Source organism: Brochothrix campestris FSL F6-1037, assembly GCF_000525915.1.
GTDB classification, from domain to species: domain Bacteria; phylum Bacillota; class Bacilli; order Lactobacillales; family Listeriaceae; genus Brochothrix; species Brochothrix campestris.
Genome location: NZ_AODH01000009.1, coordinates 65,088 through 86,082 on the forward strand (window position 1 = coordinate 65,088; position 20,995 = coordinate 86,082).

At 40.5% G+C, this 20,995-nt stretch carries 24 protein-coding genes, 1 pseudogene and 1 other annotated feature (1 of these 26 running past the window's edge); of the genes and pseudogenes, 1 reads left to right on the forward strand and 24 read right to left on the reverse strand.

Annotated elements, in window-relative coordinates:
• Positions 1 to 119 (reverse strand) — a binding site (T-box leader); it reaches 109 nt to the left of the window's first position.
• The 20 genes and pseudogenes from BCAMP_RS02280 to BCAMP_RS02375 all read right to left on the reverse strand — a co-directional run bounded on the left by BCAMP_RS02280 (position 117) and on the right by BCAMP_RS02375 (position 17,141).
• Positions 117 to 710, reverse strand: a complete 594-nt coding sequence (locus BCAMP_RS02280) for a DivIVA domain-containing protein (protein ID WP_084038440.1) — start codon at positions 708 to 710, stop codon at positions 117 to 119. Its footprint overlaps the feature before it by 3 nt.
• Before the next feature lie 113 nt (positions 711 to 823).
• Positions 824 to 1,591: a YlmH family RNA-binding protein gene (locus BCAMP_RS02285; RefSeq protein ID WP_035313324.1), complete on the reverse strand. Its 768-nt coding sequence runs from the start codon at positions 1,589 to 1,591 to the stop codon at positions 824 to 826.
• Between the two features lie 60 nt (positions 1,592 to 1,651).
• A complete protein-coding gene (locus BCAMP_RS02290; RefSeq protein ID WP_035313326.1) occupies positions 1,652 to 1,933 on the reverse strand; it encodes a YggT family protein in 282 nt (93 codons plus the stop codon).
• 19 nt (positions 1,934 to 1,952) lie between these two features.
• Positions 1,953 to 2,429, reverse strand: a complete 477-nt coding sequence (locus BCAMP_RS02295; RefSeq protein WP_035313328.1) for a cell division protein SepF — start codon at positions 2,427 to 2,429, stop codon at positions 1,953 to 1,955.
• A 12-nt stretch (positions 2,430 to 2,441) separates the two neighbouring features.
• Positions 2,442 to 3,104, reverse strand: a complete 663-nt coding sequence (locus BCAMP_RS02300) for a YggS family pyridoxal phosphate-dependent enzyme (protein WP_035313331.1) — start codon at positions 3,102 to 3,104, stop codon at positions 2,442 to 2,444.
• Positions 3,105 to 3,115: 11 nt separating this feature from the next.
• Positions 3,116 to 4,249: a cell division protein FtsZ gene (gene ftsZ / locus BCAMP_RS02305; protein WP_035313333.1), complete on the reverse strand. Its 1,134-nt coding sequence runs from the start codon at positions 4,247 to 4,249 to the stop codon at positions 3,116 to 3,118.
• Between the two features lie 33 nt (positions 4,250 to 4,282).
• Positions 4,283 to 5,540: pseudogene (gene ftsA / locus BCAMP_RS02310) on the reverse strand (cell division protein FtsA).
• 139 nt (positions 5,541 to 5,679) lie between these two features.
• Positions 5,680 to 6,168 carry a cell division protein FtsQ/DivIB gene (locus BCAMP_RS02315; protein ID WP_035313335.1) on the reverse strand — a complete coding sequence of 163 codons (489 nt, stop codon included), beginning with the start codon at positions 6,166 to 6,168 and terminating at the stop codon, positions 5,680 to 5,682.
• Entirely contained in the window at positions 6,161 to 6,460 is a 300-nt protein-coding gene (locus BCAMP_RS02320; protein WP_035313336.1) for a cell division protein FtsQ/DivIB, read from the reverse strand. Before BCAMP_RS02320 ends, BCAMP_RS02315 begins: the two co-directional genes overlap by 8 nt.
• A 27-nt stretch (positions 6,461 to 6,487) precedes the next feature.
• On the reverse strand, positions 6,488 to 7,579 hold the full coding sequence (gene murG / locus BCAMP_RS02325; protein ID WP_035313338.1) for an undecaprenyldiphospho-muramoylpentapeptide beta-N-acetylglucosaminyltransferase: 1,092 nt from the start codon (positions 7,577 to 7,579) through the stop codon (positions 6,488 to 6,490).
• Between the two features lie 118 nt (positions 7,580 to 7,697).
• A complete protein-coding gene (gene murD / locus BCAMP_RS02330) occupies positions 7,698 to 9,044 on the reverse strand; it encodes a UDP-N-acetylmuramoyl-L-alanine--D-glutamate ligase (protein WP_035313340.1) in 1,347 nt (448 codons plus the stop codon).
• A 1-nt stretch (position 9,045) separates the two neighbouring features.
• Entirely contained in the window at positions 9,046 to 10,020 is a 975-nt protein-coding gene (gene mraY, locus BCAMP_RS02335; protein WP_035313342.1) for a phospho-N-acetylmuramoyl-pentapeptide-transferase, read from the reverse strand.
• A 26-nt stretch (positions 10,021 to 10,046) separates the two neighbouring features.
• Positions 10,047 to 11,513, reverse strand: a complete 1,467-nt coding sequence (locus BCAMP_RS02340) for a UDP-N-acetylmuramoyl-L-alanyl-D-glutamate--2,6-diaminopimelate ligase (protein ID WP_035313344.1) — start codon at positions 11,511 to 11,513, stop codon at positions 10,047 to 10,049.
• 35 nt (positions 11,514 to 11,548) lie between these two features.
• Positions 11,549 to 13,822 (reverse strand): penicillin-binding protein, encoded by a 2,274-nt coding sequence (locus BCAMP_RS02345; protein WP_035313346.1) that lies wholly within the window; start codon positions 13,820 to 13,822, stop codon positions 11,549 to 11,551.
• On the reverse strand, positions 13,819 to 14,187 hold the full coding sequence (gene ftsL / locus BCAMP_RS02350; RefSeq protein WP_035313348.1) for a cell division protein FtsL: 369 nt from the start codon (positions 14,185 to 14,187) through the stop codon (positions 13,819 to 13,821). Before ftsL ends, BCAMP_RS02345 begins: the two co-directional genes overlap by 4 nt.
• A 29-nt stretch (positions 14,188 to 14,216) precedes the next feature.
• A complete protein-coding gene (gene rsmH, locus BCAMP_RS02355; protein ID WP_035313350.1) occupies positions 14,217 to 15,155 on the reverse strand; it encodes a 16S rRNA (cytosine(1402)-N(4))-methyltransferase RsmH in 939 nt (312 codons plus the stop codon).
• Between the two features lie 16 nt (positions 15,156 to 15,171).
• Positions 15,172 to 15,603, reverse strand: coding sequence for a division/cell wall cluster transcriptional repressor MraZ (mraZ, locus tag BCAMP_RS02360; protein ID WP_035313352.1), 432 nt, complete (start codon positions 15,601 to 15,603; stop codon positions 15,172 to 15,174).
• Between the two features lie 346 nt (positions 15,604 to 15,949).
• Positions 15,950 to 16,252 (reverse strand): DUF3397 family protein, encoded by a 303-nt coding sequence (locus tag BCAMP_RS14960; protein WP_156921102.1) that lies wholly within the window; start codon positions 16,250 to 16,252, stop codon positions 15,950 to 15,952.
• 143 nt (positions 16,253 to 16,395) lie between these two features.
• Positions 16,396 to 16,575: a 50S ribosomal protein L32 gene (gene rpmF / locus BCAMP_RS02370; RefSeq protein ID WP_035313355.1), complete on the reverse strand. Its 180-nt coding sequence runs from the start codon at positions 16,573 to 16,575 to the stop codon at positions 16,396 to 16,398.
• A 32-nt stretch (positions 16,576 to 16,607) separates the two neighbouring features.
• Positions 16,608 to 17,141 carry a YceD family protein gene (locus BCAMP_RS02375; protein WP_035313357.1) on the reverse strand — a complete coding sequence of 178 codons (534 nt, stop codon included), beginning with the start codon at positions 17,139 to 17,141 and terminating at the stop codon, positions 16,608 to 16,610.
• Positions 17,142 to 17,318: 177 nt separating this feature from the next.
• Here BCAMP_RS02375 and BCAMP_RS02380 point away from each other — a divergent pair, with 177 nt between their 5' ends.
• Positions 17,319 to 18,494 (forward strand): nucleotidyltransferase, encoded by a 1,176-nt coding sequence (locus BCAMP_RS02380; protein ID WP_051456815.1) that lies wholly within the window; start codon positions 17,319 to 17,321, stop codon positions 18,492 to 18,494.
• An 84-nt stretch (positions 18,495 to 18,578) separates the two neighbouring features.
• Here BCAMP_RS02380 and BCAMP_RS02385 read toward each other — a convergent pair whose 3' ends face one another.
• From BCAMP_RS02385 to BCAMP_RS02400, 4 genes are read right to left on the reverse strand one after another with little or no spacing between them, the layout of a single operon-like run.
• Positions 18,579 to 19,637, reverse strand: a complete 1,059-nt coding sequence (locus BCAMP_RS02385) for a SepM family pheromone-processing serine protease (protein ID WP_035313358.1) — start codon at positions 19,635 to 19,637, stop codon at positions 18,579 to 18,581.
• Positions 19,638 to 19,640: 3 nt separating this feature from the next.
• Positions 19,641 to 20,123, reverse strand: a complete 483-nt coding sequence (coaD, locus tag BCAMP_RS02390; RefSeq protein ID WP_035313360.1) for a pantetheine-phosphate adenylyltransferase — start codon at positions 20,121 to 20,123, stop codon at positions 19,641 to 19,643.
• Positions 20,124 to 20,129: 6 nt separating this feature from the next.
• On the reverse strand, positions 20,130 to 20,684 hold the full coding sequence (gene rsmD, locus BCAMP_RS02395) for a 16S rRNA (guanine(966)-N(2))-methyltransferase RsmD (RefSeq protein ID WP_035313362.1): 555 nt from the start codon (positions 20,682 to 20,684) through the stop codon (positions 20,130 to 20,132).
• A 27-nt stretch (positions 20,685 to 20,711) separates the two neighbouring features.
• The gene (locus BCAMP_RS02400; RefSeq protein ID WP_035313364.1) at positions 20,712 to 20,990 is read right to left on the reverse strand and encodes a YlbG family protein; all 279 of its coding nucleotides are present in this window, start codon (positions 20,988 to 20,990) and stop codon (positions 20,712 to 20,714) included.
• Positions 20,991 to 20,995: the final 5 nt, after the last annotated feature.

A 20,995-nucleotide genomic window follows, 5' to 3' on the forward strand; every position in this document is an offset into this window, starting at 1 on the left:
TTGATTCAGCTTAACAGCTCATGGATGATTTTCAACCGTGACCCCTTTTTGACCTTTCACCATTCGTCAAATCGCTAGAAAAGGGCGGATACAGTTAACGTTCCATTCGTCGCTTATTATTTTGCTGGAATTTCTTTGTTCTCTTCAATCACTTCAATAGATTGAGTCGTTTCTGTTGGTGTTTCAACGCTTTGTTTCTCCGCAACATCTACAAATTTATCGGTGATGTTTTGTTCAACATCAATGTCATACTCGAGTGAATTTGACCAATCATCATGTTCAAGTAAGTCAAGTTGTGTCGTTACAAGTAAGCGTAAACGCTCACGGAACACTTTAGATTGACGTTTTAACTCTTCAATTTCGACCGAGAGACGATGCGCTTTGTTTAAGCCCTCTTTTACAAGCTCTGCTGCATCGGCTTTTGCTTCAACAACAATCAATTCGGCTTCTTTCTGTGCTTGTCTGCGTGTTTCATCAGCTGAATCTTGTGCAATCACAAGTGATTTATTCAATGTCGATTCAATTGTTTTAAAGTGGTCTAATTGCTCATTGCTTGTTTGCAAATCGCTTGTTAATTTTTTATTTTCTTTAAGGACTAATTCATAATCTTTAATGACTTGTTCTAAAAAATCGTTAACCTCATCTTCATCATAGCCACGTAATTTTTTACCGAATTCTTTATTGTGAATATCTAATGGTGATAACGGCATTTATTCCACCTCCAAGTATGTAAACAAATTAATGTTCTATACACCTTACTATATAGTAAAATGTACCGACTAATCAAGTATAAATCAACATCTTTTGGATAATTAACGTTTTTTCAGCCTTTTATCCGCACATTCAGTTTTAATTTATCCTTTTTACTCTTGCCGATTTGTTCTAACACTTGTATTCGACCATGTTTACGCACCGACAACATATCATTCTCAGTGCATTCAAAGTTGGCCTGTTTCACAACTTGCCAATTGACTTTGACGAGTCCTCCTTCAATCATTATTTTCACTTTTTGTCGGGAAATATTCAACACCGTTGCAACCACACTGTCAAGCCGCATTGAGCTGACCGTCACAAATTTATGCTCAAAATCATCTGGAATCGCTAGTGCACCTGTAAACGGTAGCCGTTCTAACTGAATATTAACCTTGCCTATTTTCGTAAGGTTAAGTTGAACATAATTGGCCACCTCTTCTTCGACGACAAATTGCCAGTCATTTCCGACATTTAAAATATCACCAAATACCTCTCGCTTCATACCGATGTTCATTAAGGCCCCTAGTATCTCTGGGTGACTCAAGTTTGAAAACTTCGATGGGTAACGGATGGAAAATAAACACATTTGATAGTCTGCTTCGTTCTCCTCAAAGTAATCCGGCTTAATTAAAAAACGTTGCCGTTCATGTGTCAACAGTGATACGAGCATGAATTCACTATTTTTGCTAATCAATGACTGTAAAATAAATGCTTGTCGCGGATCAATAAACGGGGTCAAATATGGGCTGTATTGATTTTCAGCCTGCACTATCCAACCCGATGCCGCATCGATAAAAGGCTGTTCTTCTGGTCTGAAATGTTGATATACACCGTCCATTACATTCGTCCTTTCTATAAAAAAAGAAGCAAACGCGATGTTTGCCTCCCTCTACTGTTATTACATTGTTACTAAAAATTGATAAATCGATTGCAAGCCACGAGGCAATAACTGATTTAACACAATTAAGGCCAAAATCGCAGATATATCTAGCACACCACCGATTGGAGGAATTATTTTTCTAAACGGTTCTAAAAACGGCTCACAGATGCGTCCTAACAGTTGGCCAAATTTACTGCCTTGCGCATTAGGTACCCAACTAAGCAAGATGTAAATTAAAATCGCCCATGAGTATACAGAGCAAAACGTTATTAAAACATTGAAAATAGTGTATAAAACCACTTAGTCACCTCTTTTTTATTTACGCATCATAGTTATTAATGTATTCCGAAATAGCACCATCGACGCTAATATTTTCCGGAGCGCATAAGAAAATATTATTTCCTAGACGTTTAATTTCACCATTGACTGCGTATATATTTCCACTTAAAAAATCAATCATTCGTAGCGATTGTTCTTTATCCATTCGTTGTAAGTTTACAACCACAACTTGACGGTTTAACAAGTCGTCTGCGATTGCTTGCACCTCACTATAAATGCGTGGTTCGTGTAATGTTACATTAGTCGTCTCTGTCTCGGAACCGATTCGAACGACATTATTTTTCTTAGTGACTGCTTTTTTCTCTTTAGGCACAGCTTGACGTTTAGCCTTTGGCTGCGTGTTGCGGTTACTTACCTGTTCTTTTGTTTCTGTTTGTTGTTTTGCTGATTGCGTCGATTGAAATTCTTCTTCCTCATCTAGGTAGAAAAAGTCTTTTACCTTTGACAACATTGACATTGCAATCCCTCCTTAATTGACAGTTACAAGTTCTGTTCCAACTCTTACAAACGTGGCCCCTTCTTGCAACGCAATCTGGTAATCATTCGACATTCCCATTGATGCTTCAAGGCAAGGTGCATGTTTTAATTGGAGTGCTTGAACGTCATTAGTTAGTTGCTTCAGTTGTGCAAACACTTCGTGAAGTTCCTGTTCGCTGGCCACAAACGGCGCCATCGTCATTAACCCCACGACTTTAATGTTTGGATAATGCGTAAGTTGCTCGATAAATGGAATGACATCGTCTGGCGCCATACCATGTTTATTTGCCTCACCGGCTACATTTACTTCCACAAAACAATTGCTTTCTTCGGTTGCACGTTTATTAATTTCTTTCGCAAGTGATAAACGATCGAGTGAATGAATATACGTTGTAGCTGGCAATACTTCTTTTACTTTACGGGTTTGTAAACTGCCGATAAAATGCCAGACAATATCTGGATATTTGTCACTGAGAGCTGCCTGTTTTGCTGTTAAGACATCGGCACGATTTTCACCGAAATGACGTTGTCCTAAGGCGTAGAGTTGCTCAATGACATCAATCCCCACTGTTTTTGTGACCGCCACTAGTTGCGCTGGTTGACCGGTTGCCAACATTTTATTCGTGACCTTCGTAAAGTTATCAGTCAGTCCCATCACTAGACCTCCTAGCGGTTGCGATTACGGTTACGTAAAAAGGCTGGAATATCTAAGTCATCTGAGGCTGCATCAACTTCACGACGTGGTGCCTCATTAACTGGTGAAGGTGCAACAGTTCCTTCTGCTTTATCTTCTGAGCGTGTTGGTGCCGCTTGACGTGTGAAAGCTGGTTTCACTTGACGGTTGCCCGCTTCAGAAAAACCAGTCGCGATAACTGTTACAACTAACTCATCATTTAGATCATCATTAATAACAGAACCAAAAATCATGTTAACTTCTGGATCAGACGCACTTGAAACGATTTCAGCAGCTTCTTGCACTTCGAATAAGCTCAAGTTTGATGCGCCTGTAATGTTCATTAAGACACCCTTCGCACCATCGATTGATGCTTCGAGCAATGGTGAAGAAATTGCTTTTTTAGCTGCATCAGCCGCACGGTTTTCACCACTAGCAGACCCAATACCCATTAAGGCCGAACCACGGTTAGACATGATTGTCTTAACATCGGCAAAATCCAAGTTGATTAAACCAGGAACCGCAATTAAATCAGAAATACCTTGCACACCTTGACGAAGAACATTATCAGCTTCTTTAAACGCTTCTAACATCGGTGTGTTTTTATCAACAATTTGCAATAAACGATCATTAGGGATGACAATCAGCGTGTCGACTGCCTCTTTTAAAGCTTCAATCCCGGCTACTGCATGTTTTGAGCGTTTTGGACCTTCAAATGTAAACGGACGAGTGACAACACCGACTGTTAAGGCACCAACTTCTTTGGCAATTTGTGCAATGACAGGAGCAGCACCAGTTCCTGTTCCCCCGCCCATACCAGCAGTTACGAATACCATATCAGCACCAGCTAATACTTCCTCGATTTGATCACGGCTTTCTTCGGCCGCTTTCTTACCAATTTCTGGTTGCGCACCTGCACCTAGTCCGCGTGTTAATTTACCACCAATTTGCATCCGTGTTTCTGCCTGTGATAAATTTAATGCTTGGGCATCCGTGTTAACGGTAATAAACTCAACACCTTGAACCCCATGTTCAATCATACGATTGACAGCATTGTTTCCGCCACCACCGACACCAATAACTTTAATTACAGCTAGTGAACTTCTCGTTTCATCAAAATCATACATATAATTTCCTCCTACATCGTCGCTAGTTTTGTGTTATTCGAATAATGAACCAAACATTTTTTTTCATTTTATTTACAAGCTTATCTTCTTCAGCTTTAGGCTCTTTCATTCTTTCTTGTGGTGCATTGACGCTTTGATCTTCATACTCTTGAAGCTCATTAGGTTCACCATGCTCGATTTCATAGCTGATAAGTCCCACCGCGGTTGATAATGACGGATGTCTAACTCCAATGTAATCAGGATAAACAATCCGGACACGCGCTTGTAGCACCTGTTCAGCAATTTCCATCATGCCTGGAATAACGGTTGTTCCCCCAGTTAAAATATAACCGTTTGGCAACTTATTGAGCCCCGCTCGAACCAATTCATCATTAACCATCATTAAAATTTCTTCCAGTCTTGCTTCAATTATAACCGATAAATCCGTTTGATTGATGATAATTGGCTTAGAACCACCAATGACATCGATTTCAAATGTTTCTGCCGTGCTGGCATCGTTTGCATAAGCATAACCATGTTCCAGTTTGATTTGCTCGGCTTGACGCAATGAAATGTTTAAACCAATGGAAACATCCTTAGTGATTTGACTCCCGCCAACCGGGATGGCAAATGCATCAATCAATTGACCTTGATCAAAGACACCCACAGATGTAATGCCACCACCAATATCAATCAAAACCGTTCCGAAATCACGATCATCTTTTGTTAAACACGTTTCTGCAGCTGCAAGTGGTTGTAGTACCATCCCCGTTACTTCTAAGCCCGCGCGCTCGACACATCGTAAAATATTATGTACGATTGACTTCGAACCTGTAATCAGCGTTCCTTCAACTTCCAGTCTGACGCCAAACATCCCGGTTGGATCACTGATACCTTCTACGCCATCCACCTTATAGACACACGATTCAAAACTGATTGTTTCACGATCACTTGGTTTAGCAATTGCTTGTGCGGATTCAATCACATCTTGAATATCGTTTGCTGTTATTTCATTGTTTTCATTTTTAATGGCAATCATGCCATGACACCTTGCTAAATTTGTTTGAAAGTTTAACATGCTTACAACCACACGTTGAATCGTTACACCCACCATATCTTCAGCCTGACGAATCGCCGCTTTAATTGCCTCGACTGTTTTTTCGATATCAACTACCGTGCCACGACGAATGCCTTCTGAAGGGGCTCTTCCTACACCTATTACATTTAATTTTCCATCAGTGTGTTCGGCTATTATAACTTTTGTTGTCGATGTTCCAATGTCTAAACTTACATAAATTTCATTTTCACTCATACATCGGCACCTCCTTCGTCTCTTCATGTTTGTTTTTTTATATAAATATACCTATATTAAGTCTACACTAGTAAAAAGCGAAATAAAAGAAAAACTACACATTTTGAGGAAATTACTTCATATATGACCCTTTTCTCCCTCATTTCGCCTTATTTTTCCTACCTTGATTGTAATAGCTTTGATAAAATGCACCAACTTCTAAATCGATAATACCAGTTGATCCATCTGTAACTTGTCCCACAATCGAAGGGTAAGTCTTGATACTGGTTGAAAAATTAGCGAGACCGATGACCACTTGAAAACCGTCATTCATATTTATGTTCAAACGATTTTTATTTATTTTTGTCGGTTTATAAACAATTTCTGACATTGTGTTGCGCAGTTCAGCTGGTGTTTTCGTCAATTGTTTGGCCAATTCATTTAAGAGTTGTTTATTATTATCAAACCCGATGATTAACGGTTCGTTACCAATCGGATACTTCGAGACATTCTGTTCATCCAACAAACCCGAAGACAATAACGGGATATAACCATTAGTCTTTGGCATGTATGCTACTGGTTGCATTTCTTTAATCGTTAAACGATACGTATTAATCCCACGTCTTGTCAGCTCAGCTTTCTCAATCAAACGCGAGTCCGTAATTTTTTTTTTCTATCGCACTACTGTGTATTCCAAAAATACTAACGTCTTTTTCCACCCCAGTTAAGGCCATCACCTGCGCTGTTGTCAGACGGCTATTATTGACGACTTCAATCGATTGCAGACGACTCAAAGGTGAAATTAAAAAGACAACGATTACGATTAGCAGACCAAACACACCTAAAAGGCCAAACAGTTTCCGACGTCGAACCTTGTCTTTGTATTCCTTTAAGCCCGGTATTTTTTCTTCGATTGAGACAACTTTCGTCTTAGCTGTCATACTTTCACCTCACCTTAACTGTTCGTTTTATTTCGCTAAATCTGTCACGAGATCACATAGGTCTTGGGCTGCCTGTGGTTTCCCTAAGGCTAGGGCTGCCGCTTTCATTTTTGCTTGATACGTTTCATCTAACAAACAATGATCCAATTGTTCGACCAGTTTCGCTGCGCTCAAGTCTGTTTGTTTAATCATTTCTGCTGCCCCCTTTTCAACTAAGGCCATCGCATTCTTTTCTTGATGATTATTGGTTACATACGGACTAGGAATTAGGATTGATGGCAAGCCTAACGCGGTAAACTCAGCTAAGCTGGTTGCACCTGCACGCGAGACAACAACATCACAATTACGTAATACGGCCGGCATATTGTAAATGAACGGCACGATTTTTACGTTACTGGCATTGATAGCCTTTGCAGCTGCCTCAATCTGAGCAAAATGAATATCACCCGTTGCACAAAGAACTTGATAATCTTTTTGTGCCAAAGTTGGTAAAGCTTCAATTATTGCCTCATTCAAAGCACGAGCACCGCGACTCCCACCAAAAATCAAGGCCGTTTTTTTAGTTAGGTCAAGACCGTATTCACTTAAGACTGCTGGATTATTTTCGGCTTGAACAACCTCTGTGGCACGTGGATTACCGATTAAGGTTACTTTTTCGGTAGGAAAATCTGCCATTACCGCTTCAAAGGCCACGGCAATTTTATCGACGTAACGGCTTAAAAATTTATTTGTTAAACCCGCCACACTGTTTTGCTCATGAATGACAGTCGGAATGTTCTTTTTAGCGGCGGCATACACAACCGGTGCACACACATACCCCCCCGTCCCAACTACAACATCGGGTTTAAATTCTTTGATTATTTGTTTCGCGCGTGAAACGCCCTTCATAAAGCGGGCAATCGTTTTTATATTTTCAAGTGATAATTTCCGTTTGAATCCGGTAATTTCCATCGTTTCAAAGGCAATGCCTGCTCGTGGTACGATATCGGCTTCTAAGCCTTTTGATGTCCCCACATAGAGCACTTCTCCATCAGGGTAATTTTCTTTAAACTGACGAACTAACGCTAACGCAGGATAAATGTGTCCCCCGGTTCCGCCACCACTAATTAATAATTTCATAATACACCTCTAAGTTTGATTAATATGTTCACTTGCTTATCAAAGAAAAATACTTTTTCCTTTGATAAACAGATGACCAAAGAGCCTTAAATAGGCTCTTGTTCGTCTGTTTATCACTTTACAATGCGTTGACTGCTTTGATAAATAAATCGCCACGGACTTCGAATGACGGCACTTGATCCCAGCTCGCACACGCTGGGCTAAGTAAAATGACATCACCTGGTTCACTGCACGTATACGCAACCGGAACGGCTTCTTCGACGTCGGTCACGATTTTAATGTGTTCAACACCCGCTTCAGTTGCAACGCGGGCAATCTTATGTTTTGTTTCTCCGAATAACACAACGGCGCGGACATTTTTAAAGAACGGCTTCAAGTCATCAAACTCATTACCGCGATCTAAACCGCCAGCTAATAACACAACGGGTTCTTTAAAGCCTTTTAGAGCACTCTCAGTTGAAATGATGTTGGTCGCTTTTGAATCATTATAAAAACGACGACCTGCTAACGTCTTAATAAATTGCGTCCGGTGTTCAACACCATTAAAGCTCGACAAGACTGCCATGATATTTTCGTTGCTCTCACCCTCAAGTTTAGCAACACAAATCGCTGCCAACACGTTTTCCAAGTTATGTTCACCTGGTAAAACAATATCTGCTTGACGGCCGATGATTTCCCCTTTAAACATCAGGTTCCCATCGAGCACATACGCACCTGCTTCGACAACTTCTTTCGTAGAAAAAGGCACAATCCGTGATTTAGCAGCTGTAACAAGCTCACGTAACTCTGGTTGATTCCAGTTAACGACTAAGAAGTCATCTGCTTGTTGGTTTTCAAAAATACGTAATTTCGCTGCCACATACCCTTGGCGTGATCCATGATAATCAAGATGCGCCTCATAAATATTAACGATGACCGCGATATGAGGACGGAATGTTTCAATCCCCATTAATTGGAAGGATGATAACTCCATCGTTATGATATCTTCTGCCTTGGCTTCCATTGCAACGCCTGACGCTGGAAAACCAATGTTTCCTGCTAACAAGGCTGTTTTTGAACGGTTTAACATCTCATTAATTAAGGTTGTCGTTGTGGTCTTACCATTCGTTCCAGTGACACCGACAATTTGTGCTTCGCTAATTAAGTATGCCAATTCAACCTCGGTAATAATCGGAATATTTAAAGTCAACGCTTTTTGAATCATTTGGTTTTCGTAAGGAATACCTGGGTTTTTAACGACCAATTCAAAACCTTCATCTAACATTTCGGTCGGATGTGAACCGGTAATAACCGTGATACCTTCTTCTAACAACCCTTGGGCTGCTGGGTTCTCATCAAATGACTTTTTATCGTTGACTGTCACAAAGGCACCGAGTTCATGTAATAACTCAGCCGCTTTAACACCGCTACGAGCAAGTCCTAAAACCAATACTTTTTTATGACGAAAAGAAGTAATCTTTTTCATTTTACAGCACCTCCATTAACACGGCAGCAACGGCACAAACTAAGCCTGCTGTCCAAAAAACAAAGACAACCTTCGTTTCTGACCAACCACCTAATTCAAAATGATGATGAATCGGTGTCATGCGGAAAATACGTTTTCCATGAGTCAGTTTGAAGTACGACACTTGCATCATGACTGAAACTGTTTCAATCACATAAACGAGTCCGATTAAGAGCATCAACCATTCAACCTTTAATAATATCGATACAGCCGCCATTGAACCACCAAGAGCAAGTGAACCGGTGTCGCCCATAAAGACTTTTGCTGGATTACGATTGAAGATTAAAAAGGCCAGTAAGCCACCAATAATCGCCATACAGAAGTACATCACAGCTAAGTTATGTTGGTGATAGGCGATAATCGCAAAGGCACCGAAAGAAAAGATGGCTAAGCCCGCCAATAAACCATCTAAACCATCTGTTAAGTTCGTCGCATTTGAAAAACCAACGAGCCAAAAAATAATGAAGAGTCCATACACATACGGTAATTCAACCATAATGTTTGTAAACGGAATGTTAAGGGCATCGGTGTAACCATTTAAATGGTAAACAACGTAAAAGAGAATACCAATCACTAATTGGCCAATCAATTTTTGTTTAGCCGTCAAGCCGAGGTTCCGTTTTTCACGGACTTTGACGAAGTCATCCCAAAAACCAATAAAAGCATAGCCTAGGAAGGTAATTAATAACAACCACATGCCCGAGACGCTCCCGCGTGAAATTCCAGTGCCAATCAAGGTTGCAATAAAGACAGCTGGGACAAATACAATCGCTCCCATCGTCGGAGTACCTGATTTAGCCTTATGACTTTGTGGCCCTTCTTCTCGTTGCTCTTGTCCCACCTTACGTTGACGCATTGCTGAAATGTAAATAGGTAACGCCATCAACGTTAAAATGAATGCGATGAACGCTGTACCAATAATGAATTTTGTAGACACTTTCGTTCTCCCCTAACTGTTTTTGCTTACTTTAGATTTTTTATTGCTTGTTCTGCTACTTCACGATCATCAAAATGGTGTGTGACTGAACCGATGATTTGGTATGTTTCATGTCCTTTACCCGCTATTAAAATAACATCATCATCCTTCGCTTCATTGACAGCTAACTGAATCGCTTTTTCACGATTAATTTCTTTAAGATAAACCGCCTCTGCCGATACGCCAGCTTCCATCTGATTTAAGATCGTCATGGGATCTTCTGACCGCGGATTATCTGATGTCAAAATCGCCACATCCGCTTTTTGCACAGCAATTTTCGCCATGATTGGACGCTTCGTACGATCGCGGTCACCACCACAACCAACCACACAAATAATTCGACCTTTGACAAAGTCACTGATTGTTTCTAACACATTTTCTAAACTATCAGGCGTGTGGGCATAGTCAACAATGACAGGGAAGGCTTGTCCTGCACTAACGAGTTCAAATCGTCCAGCCACACCTTTCAGTGATTCAATTGATTTAATCGCTGTTTCCAATGGTACACCTTGTACATAGGTTGTGGCAATAGCTGCCAATGCATTATACACATTGAAATTACCGACTAACTGCATCGCAATCGGGTATGTTTTTGCTTGAAAATGAAGATTGAAGGTTGTCCCTTTGCCACTGATTGCAATATCAGTCGCTTGGAAAGTCGCCGGCTTGCGAATGCCATACGTTACAACATGAGCCGCAGTCGCCGTTATCATCCGTTCGCTGGCGGCATCATCACTATTAATAACAGCAAATTTCGGACGATTCGAACGGTAATCATTACCTAATTGGGCAAACAACAAACTTTTAGCAACGGCATACTCATCCATTGTTTTATGAAAATCAAGATGGTCTTGGGTTAAGTTTGTAAAGACTGCTACATCATAGTCACAGCCATGTACACGGCCCAATACAAGTGCATGTGACGATACTTCCATTACGGCTGTATCGACATATTCTTCGCGCATGCTTGCAAATAAACGTTGTAATGTGAGACTGTCGGGTGTGGTGTTTTTAGTTGTTTGAATCGTATCACCAATTTTTTGATACATTGTACCCACCAATCCTGTTACTTGGTTGACACTGCGTAATACATGTTCGATTAAATGCGTCACGGTTGTTTTACCATTCGTTCCTGTTACAGCAATCATCTTCATTGCTTGTGTGGGATGATTGAAAAAAGCACCTGCTAAAATTGCCATTGCACGGTTAGTGTCTTCAACAATAATGACTGGCACACGTGTTTCAGCCAACGGTTTTTGAGCTAAGATTGCAACGGCACCTCGTTCAATTGCTTTATCGACATAATCATGACCATCAACAGTATAGCCATCAATACAAATGAAAAGTGTGCCGGGAGTGACTAGACGACTGTCTTGTTGCATGTCTGTTATGTCAACGTCCTGCCCCTCATAGTTCGTTAATGGTAGCTGTTTCATCAGTTCAATCAATTTCATTTTATCATCGTCCCTTTCTTAAATCCCTACATTAATTATTGTCCCACTATCGTTCCAACGGCTTCATTAACAGCGGTTCTTTCAGTGGCAGCTGTCGTTTCTTCATCAGCTGTCGTTGACGGTTTCACATTGTATTTTTCTAACGTTTCCGCCGCTTTCATCTCTAACGTAATCTTTGTGTTCGCGTTGACTTTCTCACCAGCTTTAACACTTTGTTTAGCGACATAACCTGAACCATTAAAGGTTAAAGGGACTCCGCTTATTTCAGAAAACTTCAAGGCATCATTTTTTGACCAATTTGCCATATCTGGTATCGTAATGTTACCGTTTGTTAATAAAAGCACCCGTTGTTTCTCGAGAATTCCTTCACCTTTTTGTGGCAGTTGTTGCACTATTTTAGTCCCGTCTCCCACTACTGTGACAGATGCCTTCGATTCTTTCAAGGCTTTTTGTGCTTGAGTGATGGTTTGGTCAGTCAATTCTGGCATAACGACTGACTTAGCATTAATTGTCTTTTCTGGTTTAATATTTAAATATTGTAAACTCGTCTGCATTACCGGATTAAAAATCGATTTTATCACATCGGTACTCGATTGACCTTCTTGGATAATTGGTTTTTTAACGGTCACATACATAACAAGTTGTGGATCATCTGTTGGGGCAATGCCCATAAATGAATAAATATAATCGTTGGGACCTGTCATATAGCCTGAGCCATCGGTATTTGCGATTTGGGCAGTCCCCGTCTTTCCGGCCAGTTTGTAACCATCTAATTTATACATTGAACCCGTACCATCTTCAGCTTCGATAACAGAACGCAATTGTTCAAGTGTTTCGTTCGCTGTTTCTTTAGAAACAGGTGTTCCGACCTGAGTCGGCTTAGTGGTCGTGACTTTACCCGTCACGCCATCTTTTACTTCTTTAATGTAATATGGTTTCATCATTTTACCATCGTTAGCAATGGCACTAACACCTTGCATCATTTGCATGGCTGTCACGGTTGTTCCTTGACCGAATGATGTTGTGACACGTTCAATCGGGTAACGGTATAATATATCGCCACTCGCCTCATTGGCTAATCCACTACCCGTTGATTTACCTAATCCAAATTTTTCAAGTGACGACTTAAAATTACTCGTCCCAATCTTATCAAGTAAGTTAGCAAAAGCAACGTTTGAGGAAATAGCAACCCCTTCATTAAAACTAATTGTGCCCCATCCTTCACCATTGTTCCAGTCGTTGATTTTAATATCATCGACACTGTACGAACCTGATTTATATAAGGCGTTCGGATTGTATACGCCTTTTTGAATAGCAGTTGCCAGCGTGAAAATTTTCATAACTGAACCTGGCTCAAACGGTTCCTCTGCTACAAGGTTACGCCAAGACTTATCCAATCCTTCTCGTGTTTGCGCATTAAAGGTCGGACGTTGGCTCATAGCAACGATTTCACCTGTTTTAGGATTCATCACAACTGCCATCATTTCTTCTGGTGTGTATTTAGCTTGGGCCGCACTCATCCGTTCTTCCAATAAAGTCTGGATGCGCTTATTCAACGTTAAGGTTAACGTGTTACCATTTTCAGCTTTTTTAAGCACCTTGTCAGCGTTCGGTAAAATCAACCCTAAATTATCCTGACTATAGTTGATTGAACCATCCTTACCACTCAATTCATTTTCTTCACTCGCTTCAATTCCCATTTGACCGGTTTGAATCGTCTTGTAGCTATCGTTAACTTTAACTTCCTCATTTTTCACAATTCCCACCAAATTTGAAGCAAAAACACCGTTAGGATAAATCCGCTTATTTGTTTTAGTGAAAATAATACCTGGTAGCTTTTCTTTTTCTAAGGCCATCTTTGTGGCTGAGCTAATATTTTTACCTGCCGTACCAAACTCAACCTGGTACAATCTAGGATTATCTTCAACTTTATTTAAGGTTTTCAAAATATCGGCTTCCTTCATATCGATATACTTACTCAATACTTTCGCCGTTTTCACACGATCAACCACATGTTGTGGGTTATCTTTATCGATTGTGACACCTGGTGTCACAACCGCAACCATTGAATAACTGACGACATTTTCAGCAATGACTTCACCATTCGTATCTAAAATATTACCTCTTTGTGAGAACAATGTCTCTTTTTGCAAGTACTGTTGTGCCGCTTGAGCCGCGAGTGGCTTACCGTTAGCAATTCCGATAATTTCTAAATATAAAAAGCGACCTATCAGTATAATAAAAAACAAACCGAAAAGCACGCGTAAAATCACGGCGCCTTTTTTTCGGTTTTTCGTTAGTTTTTTCATTTAATATCCACAGCCTTAACGTTTGTTTCACTCGATTTAAGACCGCTTTTATTCGCCTCTTGATAGACACGGTCGTAACGACTTAATTCATCAACATTCGCTTTCAAATCGGCATTTGTTTGTTTTTGTTGCGTAATTTTATTCTCCTGCGTTTGAATGTGACTACTCAGCGTATAATTGTCCGCTTGCAGCGATAACATCCAAATCGATAAGAGAGCAGAAACTGTAAGTGTGACGGACACAAAGACATTTCTTACTTTGCGAAAGACACGTTGTTCGTAATTATCTACTGCTGTCTTCGTTATTGTTTGTTTTACTTCACGTTGTGGTTGCCGTTCGATTTGTCGCGCTGCCATATTTGCCATCTCACTCAGCTCCATTCTCTTTAGGTTCGTTAGTCTTTAAGACATTCTGCCACACGTAGTTTTGCTGAACGTGCGCGGTTATTCTGTTCTAATTCTTCATCCGACGGTAAAATCGGCTTGCGCGCAATAATTTTAATTTTTGGTTGGTACTCGGTTGGAATCACAGGCATATTACGAGGTACATGAGGGCCTTTAGCATAATCTTTTAAAATCAGCTTCGTGATACGGTCCTCTAGCGAGTGAAAAGTGATGACTGACACGCGACCACCAATGTTTAGTAAGTTGACCGCTTGATCTAGCGATGCTTCGACCGCCCCTAATTCATCATTAACGGCGATTCGGATGGCTTGGAATACCCGTTTCGCTGGATGACCACCTTTACGTCTCGCTGGTGCTGGAATCGCATCTTTAATCAATTCGACTAATTCACCCGTTGTTTCAATTCGTTTTTCCACTCGACGTTTTTCAATTAAACGAGCGACTTGTTTTGAAAATTTTTCTTCGCCATATTGGAAGAAAATACGCACTAATTTTTCATAAGGCCATTCGTTGACAACCACTTCGGCTGACAATGCTTGTTGCCGATCCATTCGCATATCTAACTTAGCATCTTGATGGTAGCTAAAACCACGTTCTGCTTCATCCAACTGTGGCGACGAGACACCTAAGTCATATAAAATACCATCGACTTTTTCAATCCCACGTTGTTGTAATTCTGTTTTTAAATCACGAAAATTTGCTTTAATCAAGGTGACTTGACCATCGTACTGCGCAAGTTTCAGCTTTGCATTGTCAATCGCTGTTTGATCTTGGTCAAACGCATACAGATGCCCTTTGCTGCTTAACTGCGACAATAAGTAGGCGCTATGTCCTGCACCACCTAATGTGCAATCGACATAAACACCAGCCGGTTTAATCGCCAAAGCATCTACTGTTTCATGTAATAAAACCGTTTCATGTTGAAACATATCTCCACCATCTTCTCTATAAATTAAAATCTGTCATTTGTTCTGCAATCTCACTAAACGACTCTTCTGCCCCCGCAAAGAACGCTTCCCATTCGGACTTAGCCCAAATCTCAATGCGATTCGATACACCGACTACCGTCGTTTCTTTCTCTATCAATGAATACGTCAGTAAATTCTGAGGTAGGTTAATACGTCCTTGCTTATCTAATTCACATTCGAGCGCTCCTGATAAGAAAAAGCGCGAAAAAGCACGTGCGTCTTTTTTAGTCATTGGTAATGCCTGTAGTTTCATCGTTACTTTTTCCCACTCGTGCATCGGATAAACAAAGAGACATTTATCCAAACCACGAGTGACAACGAAGTGATCACCTAATTGTTCACGAAACTTAGCCGGCATAATTAGTCGACCTTTTACATCGATATTATGAGCATATTCTCCCATAAACATAAGCGCACCTCATTTCTGCTTTAATTTTACCACATCCCCCCACTTTCCACCACTTAGAACCTAAAAAAAAAATAGCTTTTCACCTATTCAAAACCAGCTGTTCGTTTAACTAGTTTTTTTGAATCTTTTATCCTATAAAACAGCTTTTTAAAAATAGTTATTCTTAACGCACGTCTTTTCTATCAAAAAAAAGAAAGCACGTTTACACGTACTTTCTGCCAACCTCATTTCCGAAGTCAATAACTTCAGACAAATCCACAAAAAAAGCATCACTCACCTTTTTTAACTAAAAAACATTAGTACGATAGCAGACGAATAGGTCAAAGGTAATAGTATGAGTAGGATTTTAACATACCCTTTCAACACTTTTTTTTACATACAATTCTTTTTTTACAGCATTGAATACTAAAATATACACGACACCAACTACCAGATAAAACAGTAGACAATAAAGAAATAGTTGTTCGTTATCTTTCGCGTCGAACAAACAGAAACACGCAACAAGCAAACTGACAATCAACACATAGGATAAGAACGCTTTAACCCGTGCGCTTTTGATGAATATTTTCAGTACTACAAACAATATAATAGGCAACACAATTAAACCCACTGTCATTAAAGTCATTACCGACACCTCACTTATGCACATTGATCATCCGCTGATGACCTTTTAAATAAGTATACGACATATCATTTTGTTTTGCGAGAACGAAAAAAACCTCCCCAAGAGCCATGGTCTCTCGGAAAGGTTAATTAGCAAAAGTGGACGTTTCACCTTTGCGGTGTGTTGTATTATGCTTTCGCTTCTACAACTGTCACACCTTTATATTGTCCACATTCAGGACATACGCGGTGAGATAATTTTGATGCGCCACAGTTAGGGCATGCAGTCATACCTGGTACTTCTAACTTGAAGTGAGTACGACGCTTGTTTTTCTTAGCTTTTGAAGTTCTACGTGCTGGTACTGCCATTTTCAAACACCTCCTTAAATAAAAATTAAAGATTATTCATCTTTTTTAAAATAATCAGCTAAAGCTGCTAATCGAGGATCGCCCTTAGGCGCCTCAGCGTCTTCAGACTGTTGTTCCTGATTGTAATACTCTTCTTGTCCGATAACAACCCAACCCTTGCCCGCTTTTGATGCTTTTTTAGCATCCGTTGCGTACACTTGCATAGGAATATCAACGAGGACACATTCTTCTATAATCGGCATTAAATCTACCTGATTGTCAGTCATCTCATATACATCATCACTACCCGTAAACTCAGTTAAGTCTTTGACCATCATTTCGTTAAGTGTTAAGTCTAACGGATAAGGAACATCAACTAACGTACGCGCACACGGCAAAATAATTACCCCTGTAACTTTAAGAGAAATCATTACCTGCTCACGTTGAGCAACTAAGTGTCCTGACACATGGATTGAATTTGCCGAACGTACATCTTTATTTTTAGTATGCAAAATTGCAGTAAGATCTACCACTTCTTCAACGGGAAATCCAGCTCTGTTTTTTTTGTATTTGTAAAAAAAGACCATTTCAACATTTTTTATCACCTCTACATGGACAACAAGACCAATTATAGCGTTAAATCACATCATTTGTCAACCTTATTATCTTTAAAGACCGTTATTCATTGATTCATTTTTCTTTTAACACTTTTTTTTTGTTATGATAATGATTATATAACAGAAATGTGCGAAAGGATTGATGTTATGAAAGCTGTTGGAATCATTGCCGAATTTAACCCATTCCACAATGGGCACCGTTTCATTTTAAACCATGCGAAGCATAAATCACAAGCAGAAGTTTTAATTGTTGTCATGAGTGGCAACTTTTTACAGCGGGGCGAACCCGCTCTCATTAATAAATGGCGCCGGACGCAAGCCGCCTTAGCTAACGGTGCTGATCTCGTGATTGAATTACCTTTCACTGCCGCAACTGAATCGGCCGAAAATTTCGCCCGTGGTGGCGTTCAACTATTACACGACCTTCATTGCGACACCCTTTGTTTTGGGACTGAAGACGGCGATTCTATACCATACGAAGCTTTAGCTGTCTTTTATCAACAGGAGACAGCCCGTTTTGACGATCTTATTCAAGAACGTCTAGCCGAACACTATACGTATCCAAACGCACTCACAGCCGCTTGGGAAGCCTTAACACACGACACCTGGCCTAATATCAATTTTCGCCAGCCGAATATCCTGCTCGGTTTACAATATGCCATTGCCAATCAACTTGGTAATCACCCCATGCAATTATTACCACTCAATCGCATTGGCGCCCAACACAGTGATGAGCATATCGCGCACGAGGCCTTTGCGAGTGGAACGGCGATTCGTTCGCGTGTGCTTGAAGGCCATGACATCACCGCCTTTATCCCGGAAAACACACAACAACTCGTTACAGAAGCAACCAAACATACTTGGGCGGACTACTGGCCCCTGCTCCACTACCAATTATTGTTACAATCACCCGCACAACTTAGTTTGTACCACGGGATTAGTGAAGGAATCGAATACCGCCTCATCAACGCAGCCAAAAAAGCGAATTCCTTTAGCGAATGGCTCTCTTTAGTCAAAACAAAACGCTATACTGTCAATCGCATTCAACGAATGGCACTCAACATCCTCATGCAACATACTGAAGCTGACTTTCAACTGCAACAACAAAAAACATACCATCATTTGCTCGGCATGAGCACAACTGGACAAGCTTACTTAAAACAATCTAAAAAAACACGTTCATTCCCTGTAGTAGCAACTTTTTCTAAAGCACCACCTGGATACACGTTTGTTGACGAAAAGGCAACAGCGCTCTATCAGCTGCCATTTAAGAAAGTCTCCGCCAACGACTATACTCATCCTCCGATAAGGATTGAGCTATAACACTTCATCCACACAGTCATTGTTAAAAATAATAAAACGAATGCGCTGTCGAAAGTGATCGAAAGCGCATTCGTTTTATTGAGGTTACTCTTTTTTTATTGGTAATTTTTGCAGTGTGACAATCGCATCATTAAGTGATTTAACTGGAATAATCGTCATCGACGTATCAATCGCCTTCGCAACTTTAAGTGCGTCGTCATAATTCGAGTGAACTGATGAATCGGCCTTCTTCATGTCAGCGGTAATTTCATCATCGGGCGCTAAGAAATAATCCTTGCCCGCTTTAGCAGCCGTCACAATCTTTTCCTCTATTCCTCCGATACGTCCAATTGTACCATCTGCTTCAATTGTACCAGTGCCGGCAATCTCATAGCCACGCGTTAAATCTTCCGCCGCAAGACTACTATAGATTTCGAGCGAAAACATAAACCCGGCCGATGGTCCACCGATTTTTTCAGTGTGAACCGTAACCTTCGGCGTTGTCTTAACTTCTTTATCATCAACTAAGGTAATACCAATTCCTACTTTGCCTTTTTTGTCGATGTCAATTAATTTCACCTGACCGCTACGTTGAGACATTTCGCCTGCTTTAGTATACGTCAAACTGACCGATGAACCTTTTTTGCGCGAGCCGACATATGCTATAAATTCATCCGATGATTTAAATTGCTTACCATCGATGGCATGAATCGTGTCACCAGCTGCCAACAGTTTTTTTGCATCACTCTGATCGACTAACGATAAGACAAACACACCGTTATATTTCGCCTCTGCTTTGAGTCCAGCCTGCTTAAAAGCCGCTTCGACTGCATTGTTTTTAGCACTATTCATGTAATACATTTGACGAACATTAAATTGGGCATCCGTTTCACCTTCGGCGCGCAATTCGCTCGCTTTGTCGATTTCTTGATATTTCATTAACGAGGCAATGAGCAACGTCACCGGAGTTGCATGCTGTAAACCAATCGTCGTCAAACTAAAACTCCCTGTTTTGTTAGCGTGTTTGCCGGCGACACTAATCAACGGTTCTAATTTTTCAGTCGTACCTGGCTTCGTAATATAATACGGCACTGGGATAAAAATTAACCCTAATAGCAGCAAGGTAATAATGACTGTAAGTAGTTTCTGCAATGTTTTATTCATGCGCTACCCCTGCCCGAACTTTTGTGCCACGTCAATCGCCACAAAGTCTGGCACAAACTGTTGCACCGAACGACCGTATCGCGCGATTTCTTTTACAATTGAAGAACTAATCACTTCATGTTGTGGGCGCGCCATCAAAAAGACAGTCTCGATTTCAGGTGCCAGTTCGGCATTCATAGTCGCAATCGGCCACTCATAATTGTAATCGGTTGTGTTACGAATCCCCCTAACAAAACTATCCGCTTTAACAGTCCGGGCAAAATCAACTGCTAATCCCTCAGAATGAGTAACAATCACAGAGGTATCATTAGCAAAGGCTTGTGTGAGATGGTTGAGACGCTCATCAAGACTAAAAAGAGTCTGCTTCGCCTGATTAACCATAATCACGACGTACACACAATCAAACAATCGACTTGCACGCTCGACAATTTCAAGATGACCATTTGTTAACGGATCAAACGATCCGGCATAAACAGCAGTTGACATCGTTCATCACTCTCCTACTTCATAAAAGCTCAAACTAGTAATACCATATAACGCTTGTTTAAAGCGACTAAAACCACCAATCACATCCGGGAGCTCATAAGTTTTTTCATGTTCTACCACAATGATTGACTGCTCAGACACTAATTTTAACGTTTCAATTTTATTCAATAACGCTTCCATTTGATGAAAACGATAAGGCGGATCCAAAAAGATTAACTTGAAGGTATCGCCCGATTGGGCCAATTGATCAATCGTTCGCAACGCCTCACCTTTCTTAATAACTGCTTGTTTTTCTAAATGACATTTTGCGACATTCTCGGTAATAATTTTAATCGCTGGCGCGGCTTGATCAACAAAGACTGTTTCATCAATCCCCCGACTCAGCGCCTCAATTCCAAGACCACCACTGCCCGCAAAGAGATCCAATGCTTTTCCGCCATCAAAATAAGGGCCAATGATATTGAACATTGACTCCTTAATTTTATCGGTTGTCGGGCGTGTTTTATCACCTGGTACGGCTTTCAATTGGTGGTTTCTAACTGTTCCTGCTACAACTCTCATCATTATGCTCCTTTATTGTTCACTTCGTTAGAGTGAGTGATACTCTAATTCGACATTTGGATTTTCAATCGTCGTATAGGTTGTCTTTATAAATGGACGTTGCGAAACTTCCACTTTTTTAACCCAATTCAACGTTTTTAATTTAGCAACGACACCCTCAACATCATCACAATTACAGTAAACAACACCGTACTTCATTCGACGTGATGTATATTGCAAGTGACCGTAACGACGTAATGTTTTTAACTGTTTAAAATGATGACCCCAAACAACAATCCCTTGTCGTTCAATTGGTGTAAATGTCATAAATT